General features: G+C 70.9%; 6 protein-coding genes. 4 read left to right on the plus strand and 2 right to left on the minus strand.

Annotated elements, in window-relative coordinates:
• Window positions 1-93: 93 nt before the first annotated feature.
• Window positions 94-336 carry a chaperonin gene (locus D7V93_RS35955; RefSeq protein WP_120647657.1) on the plus strand — a complete coding sequence of 81 codons (243 nt, stop codon included), beginning with the start codon at window positions 94-96 and terminating at the stop codon, window positions 334-336.
• Window positions 337-409: 73 nt separating this feature from the next.
• Complete coding sequence (locus D7V93_RS35960) at window positions 410-2020, plus strand: phospholipase D-like domain-containing protein (RefSeq protein WP_167509536.1); 1611 nt, start codon at window positions 410-412, stop codon at window positions 2018-2020.
• Window positions 2021-2024: 4 nt separating this feature from the next.
• Here the strand turns inward: D7V93_RS35960 and D7V93_RS35965 are convergent, their stop codons facing one another.
• Both D7V93_RS35965 and D7V93_RS35970 read right to left on the minus strand, forming a co-directional pair.
• Window positions 2025-3368, minus strand: a complete 1344-nt coding sequence (locus tag D7V93_RS35965; protein ID WP_120647659.1) for a hypothetical protein — start codon at window positions 3366-3368, stop codon at window positions 2025-2027.
• Window positions 3369-3485: 117 nt separating this feature from the next.
• Window positions 3486-4037, minus strand: a complete 552-nt coding sequence (locus D7V93_RS35970; RefSeq protein ID WP_120647660.1) for a hypothetical protein — start codon at window positions 4035-4037, stop codon at window positions 3486-3488.
• Between the two features lie 240 nt (window positions 4038-4277).
• Here D7V93_RS35970 and D7V93_RS35975 point away from each other — a divergent pair, with 240 nt between their 5' ends.
• Both D7V93_RS35975 and D7V93_RS35980 read left to right on the plus strand, forming a co-directional pair.
• Window positions 4278-4658, plus strand: a complete 381-nt coding sequence (locus tag D7V93_RS35975; protein WP_120647661.1) for a BlaI/MecI/CopY family transcriptional regulator — start codon at window positions 4278-4280, stop codon at window positions 4656-4658.
• 4 nt (window positions 4659-4662) lie between these two features.
• Window positions 4663-6021 (plus strand): M56 family metallopeptidase (locus D7V93_RS35980; RefSeq protein WP_244237710.1); only part of this gene is annotated, 1359 nt, incomplete at its 3' end.

Raw genomic sequence — 6021 nt, forward strand, 5'->3', positions numbered from 1 at the left:
GGGCAGGACGGGGCAGCAAGCAGGACGGGCAGCACGGGGCGGTACAGGCAGCACACACGGCACACACACCTTCATCGACGGAGAACCAAGACCATGGCGACCAAGACCCAGCAGCGTGGACAGACCATTCAGCGCAAGGCCCGTCAGATGAAGGCGAAGACGGTCAAGGCCGTGTCCAACGCGGGCAAGCAGGCCAGGCGCGTGCAGGTGACCCTGGGCGACCTGATCGCCGCTGCCTTCGACACCGTGGGGGGCGAGGCGCGGAAGGTGGCCAAGGTCGTCTCCTCGCCTGACATGACCCTTGCCACCGGCAAGCACATCGTTTTCGTGGGGTGATTGTTCCGCCGGCCGGGCGCGGACAGGTTGATTCCACTTTCCGGGACGCGACTCCCAAGGCCAGGTGACTTCCGTGACGAACATCCTCATCCCCGGACGCAATTACTGGACGCGAACGGAGACGCATGACGCGGGCGTGTTGGTGGACGCCCGGGATTACTACCGAGAGCTGTACCGGGCCATCCGGAAGGCTCGCCGCTCCATCGTCATCACGGGCTGGCAGTTCGACAGCGATGTGACGTTGCTGCGCGGCGAAGACCTGGAGGAGGCCCAGGGAGGCGAGGTCCGGCTGCTGCCGCTGTTGGACCAGATGTGCCGGGAGAACCCGGAGCTGGAGGTCTACATCCTCGCCTGGGATTTCAGCCTGCTGCTCGCGATGGAGCGCGAGTGGATGCAGCACCTGCTGTTCAACTGGACCACGAACGAGCGGCTCAAGTTCCGCTTCGACGCGTCCAGTCCGCTCTACGCGGCCCACCACCAGAAGCTCGTCGTCATCGACGGCGTGCAGGCGTTCACCGGTGGCATGGATGTCTGTGATTGTCGCTGGGACGACCGGGACCATCCCGCGCGCTCGAAGCTGCGCTGTGATTCCGGCCGCGACCCGCACGGTCCCTACCACGACGTGCAGACGGTGCTGACGGGCCCCGCCGTGAAGCCGCTCGCGGAGCTGTTCGAGGCGCGCTGGGCGCACTCGGGCGGCGGTGAGATCCACCTGGAGCCGGTGGCGCGCGACGACATCTCCTTTGAAGCGACCATGCCGGCGCCTCCGGGTCCGGTGGCCATCAGTCGCACCTTCGGCAAGACCATCCTCCCGCCGCAGGAGGAGGTGCAGGAGATCCGCGCCCTGTACGTGGACGCCATCGCCGCGGCCGAACGCTTCATCTACATCGAGAACCAGTACTTCTCCTCGCGCGCCATCTACGACGCGCTCGTCAAGCGCATGCGCGCGGCGGGCCGCGGCCGGCTCCAGGTGATGCTGGTGCTGCCCCGTCAGCCGGAGGCGCTGCGCGAGCAGATCGCCATGGGCGTCGCCCAGGTGCGCCTGTTGCGCGCGCTGCGCGAGGTGGCCCGCGAGACGGGCCACGGCTTCGCGGTGTACGGCTCGGCGGCGAAGGCCGACGACGGCTCGGATGTCTTCACGTACATCCACTCGAAGGTGATGGTGGTGGACGACACCTTCATGACGGTGGGCTCCGCCAACACGACCAACCGCAGCCTGGGCCTGGACTCGGAGCTGAACCTGAGCTGGGAGGCGGAAGCGCCCGGGGACGCGGTGTCGCGCGCCATCCGCCGCGTGCGCGTGTCCCTCATGGCCGAACACGCGGGGCTCGCCGGTGTCTCCGCGCTGCGCCCGCTGGTGGAGGCGAAGCAGATGGTGGAGATGCTGGACCGGGTGGCCCAGCAAGGGCACCTGCGCCTGCGTCCGCACCCGCTGGAGACGGTGTTCGACCAGAACCCGCTCTTCAAGCCGCTGGAGCCGGAGGACTTCCTCATCGACCCCGAGGAGTCGGTGCTGGACGAGTCCCTCTTCGAGGCCCTGCACAAGGGCGATGACGGCCTGTTCGCCTCCGGCGTGCGGCTGCTGTCGCGCTGGCTGGTGGGCCCGTCGTGCGCCGCGCCTCCGCACCGGGCCATCCTGCCGTGCGCTCCCGCCCAGGAAGAGGGCGGGACGGCGGGCCCCTGAAGTCTCAGCGTCGGGCGAAGTCCACGCCCACGCCGGCACCCGCGCTCACGCCGGGCACCAGCGCGCCATCCGGCTGCGGGAAGTGCACGGTGGCGCCGGAGGCCCAGACGTACATCGCGGGGAGCACGCGCTGCCGGGCCTCCACCGCCACGGAGTAGCGGGGCCGGTCACCCAGGCCCATCACCACCACCCGCGCGATGCCGCGCGTCCCGCCGCCCGGGGTGCTGAAGCTCAGCGACAGGTCCCCGTCCGTGCGCCCGAAGGCCGAGTACTCCACGGAGCCGCTGGCCACGACCTCCGTCGAGTCCGGCCCGTCGCCGCGCGCCACCGACACTTCCATGTAGCCGGAGAAGTCCTTGGGCACGCGCTGGTCCGCCTGGGGCTCCTCGGACAGGCCCACCGCGGAGAAGCGCGCCAGCTCGTAGCCCGCGCCGAAGAAGCCGAAGCGGAAGCCGCCACCCTGGCGACGCCCCTGCAGCGTGACGCTGAGCTGCGTGCCCTTGAAGGCGCCCTCGAACGCCACGCCCAGGAGGCCGCCCACGTCCTGCGCGCCGCCGTTGAGCCGCGCGCCGCCGGCCAGCAGGGCCCAGGAGCGCAGCCGCTCTCCCTTGTACATGGCGAACTCGCCGCCCAGTGACGCGACCGTGGCCTCCGGGGTCACCCCTCCGGCCTCGCCGAAGTCGTGCGCCGCGGAGGCGCGGACGAGGTAGCGATCGAAGTTCGCTTCGCTGCCGCTGACCAGGCGGCCCACGTCGAGCAGCAGGTCCCCGGAGAAGATGCGCGCGGCGAGCACGTCGCTGGCGAGCAGCTGCACCCGCGCGGGCCCCGCCGCGAAAGACACCGTGCCGCCCGCCGGGTGGTAGTCCGGGGAGAGCTGGTTGTCGTAGCGGTTCACCAGGTAGCCGCGCCCCAGCGACTCCTCGAGGAAGGGCTGCACGCGCAGTCCGAAGCGGCCGGACTCGTCACCGATGCGCAGCAGGCGCACCACCTGGCCGTAGTCGCTGCGCTCGTCCCAGTCCTGGCGCCGGAGCCACGCGCCGTAGTCCTCGTCCTTCTGCTCGGGCGCGTTGTCCAAGAGCCGGAAGCGCAGCGGGGCGCCCAGCATGAACGCGAAGTCCTCTCCGCCATCCACGCCCAGGGAGGGGTACGCGTACGCGAACAGGTCCTGCTCTCCGCCAGGCGTCCCGGACGGGAAGCTCAGCGGGCCCACCTCCAGGAGCGCCCGGAAGCCGATGCCTCCCGAGGAGGCGGGAGCCGCCGCTTCCTGCTCCTCGTTGGGAACCTCCTCGATCGACGAGGACTGGGAGTGCAGCAGCGCGAGGAGGGCCACGAAGGGAGCACCAGTCATTGGTGCTCACTCTACTTGGCGCCGCGTGGGGTGCACAGACGCGTGGGGTGCACAGACGAAGACCCGGCAGGGCCCAGGCTGCGGGCCTTACCGGGTATCCGTCTTCACCCCGAAGGGCTAGTTGGTGGGATCGGGCGTGGCGTCCGTGTCCACCTTGGAATCGGTGCTGGAGTCGTCGGTGTCGCTGTTGAGCGCGCCGGACTCGTCCTTGATCTCGCTCTTGCCGGCGCTGCTGTCGTCACCGGCGCCGGAGCCGCCGGTGCCGTCGCTGTCCTTGTTCTGGTTGACGGAGCCCGCGGGAGCCTGGGCGTCACCCAGGTCGGTGGGGGTGTTCTGCTGCACGTCCCACTTCTGGCCGTCCTTCGTCTTCACGGCCTCGTCCGCGGCGCCGCTGCCACCGGTGGCCTCACCGTCATAGACGGTGGGCGCGTCCATGCGGTCACGCTTCTCCAGGTCGCTCACGTTGCCCGTCTCGCCGGGCGACTCGTCGGAGGCGGCGGCGTCGGAGCTGATGCCCTCGCTGCTGGACGCCTCCGAGGCGGCGCCCGCGCTGCCCGAACCGCCCATGGCACCGGCCTCCGGTGACGAGGCTTCGCGCGTGTTGGCGGACTGACCGGCGCAACCGTACAGCGACAGGGCGGCGAGGGCCGCCATCAGGGGAAGCTTCATGGGAGATCTCCAAGTGGGAGTCGGGTTTCGTCTTCCGGAAATCTGGTTGTCCTTCGGACAGAGACAAGGACACACACGGGCCGTCGCCCCCCGGTCCGCTCCTGGGCGGTCAGGCGGGCGGGCGCCAGGTGCCGTGCGCCTTGCCCCGGCTTCACCCCCTTCGTGACAGGCGCTTGACTACGGCTGTAGTCAGTCGTACCTTCTTCGTGACTACAGGTGTCGCCAAGAAGGATGGGACGGATGAAGAAGCCGGTGGGAGAGCAGGAACTCGCGCTGCTGCGGTACGTGGCGGAGCACGGGCCGGCGACGGTGGGGGAGGTGGCGGAGCGCTTCGGTGAGGCGCAGGGGCTGGCGCGCTCCACCATCCTGACGGTGATGGAGCGGCTGCGGCTGAAGGGCTACCTGACGCGCGGGAAGGTGGACGGGGTGTTCCAGTACGCCTCGCCGGTGGCGACGCAAGAGCTGCTGCGCGACGTCGTAGGGAACTTCGTGCAGCGCACCCTCTCCGGGTCGCTGTCGCCGTTCGTCACCTACCTGGCCGAGACCGAGGACGTGTCCGACGAGGAGCTCAAGCAGCTCCAGGACGTCGTGGCCCGCCTGCGGCAGAAGCGGAAGGAGTGAGCCGATGACTCCCGTGGACCTGCTGCACGTGATGCCGTGGTGGTCGTCCTGGTCGGAGTCCCTGTGGCGCGCCTCGTGGCAGGGGGCGCTCTGCGCGCTGGCGGTGTGGGTGCTGGCGAAGGCGGTGCCGCGCCTGCCCGCGTCCCTGCGCGCGGGCCTGTGGTGGCTGGTGGCGCTCAAGTTCGTGCTGACGCTGGGCTGGCCCCGTCCGGTGCCCCTCGCGCTGCTGCCCGCGGAGACCGTGGCCTCCGTGAGCCCGCGTGCGCGGAGCCCCGAGCCGCAATCGCAGACGCAGGGGGCTCAATCCCAGACGTCGGTGCTCACCCTCCAGCGGGACGCGGGACGGCCCGTGCCCTTCGCCGCGACGTCAGCGCAGCCTCGGCGCGTCGCCACCGGTGACGAAAGCCCGCGGCTTGCGTCCTTCCTCGCGGATCCGATGCGGTCGCTCCGCTCATGGCCCTGGGCCGTGGGTGTGGCGTGGGCCCTGCTCGCCCTGTGGGGCGCGGGGGTCGTCTGGCAGGTGCGGGGCCATGTCCGTGCGTGGCAGCAGGTGCGCGGCATGCGGCAGCGGGCGCGGCCCCTCCAGCACCCGACGCTGGAAGAAGAGGCGGAGTTCCTCGCGAGCGAAGCGGGCCTGCGCCGTCCGCCCCTGCTGCTCGTCTCGGACGAGGTGGCGAGCCCGCTGGCCGCGGGGCTCCTGTCGCCGGTCATCGTGCTGCCCTCGAAGGCGGTGCGTGAGTTGCCCGAGGACGCGCTGCGCATGGCGCTCGCCCATGAGGTGGCGCACCTGCGACGCGGGGACCTGTGGCTGGGCTGGGTGCCGGCGCTGGCGGAGACGGTCCTCTTCTTCCACCCGCTCGCGCGTCAGGCGGCCCGCGAGTACGCGCTCGCCCGGGAAGAGGCGTGCGATGCGGAGGCCCTGCGCCTCACCGGCGCGGAGCCCGCGGACTACGGCGAATTGCTCATCGCCTTTGGCATCACCCGGCCCCCGGGCAGCGCAGCGGCGCTTGGGGCGTCGGCCCACCTTCACGCGCTGCACAGGAGGCTCCGCATGCTGGAACATGTCGATGTCATCCCCACCCATCCCCGCCGGTGGCTGAAGGGTGCGCTGTTCGCCCTCGGCGCCGTGGTCCTGATGCCCTTCCAGGTCGTCGCCAAGGCGCCCGCCGCGTCCACGCCCAACGCCACGACGGACGCGGGCACCGGCACCAAGGTGGGCACCACCCAGACCCTGAACAACGAATCCACGCCGGGCACGGATACCGCCAGCAAGACGGCCACGGCTCCGGCCACGCCCGGAAAGACGCCGAAGGCGCCCGTGCCGCCCGCGCCTCCGGTGACCCACTCCACCCTGTCCCTGGTC

The organism is Corallococcus llansteffanensis (genome assembly GCF_003612055.1).
In the GTDB taxonomy this organism is placed as follows: domain Bacteria; phylum Myxococcota; class Myxococcia; order Myxococcales; family Myxococcaceae; genus Corallococcus; species Corallococcus llansteffanensis.

Excerpts from the sequence above, each read along its gene's own strand:
- D7V93_RS35955 (WP_120647657.1), top strand. The coding sequence starts at position 94 with ATGGCGACCAAGACCCAGCAGCGTGGACAGACCATTCAGCGCAAGGCC.
- D7V93_RS35965 (WP_120647659.1), bottom strand. The coding sequence starts at position 3,368 with ATGACTGGTGCTCCCTTCGTGGCCCTCCTCGCGCTGCTGCACTCCCAG.
- D7V93_RS35970 (WP_120647660.1), bottom strand. The coding sequence starts at position 4,037 with ATGAAGCTTCCCCTGATGGCGGCCCTCGCCGCCCTGTCGCTGTACGGT.
- D7V93_RS35975 (WP_120647661.1), top strand. The coding sequence starts at position 4,278 with ATGAAGAAGCCGGTGGGAGAGCAGGAACTCGCGCTGCTGCGGTACGTG.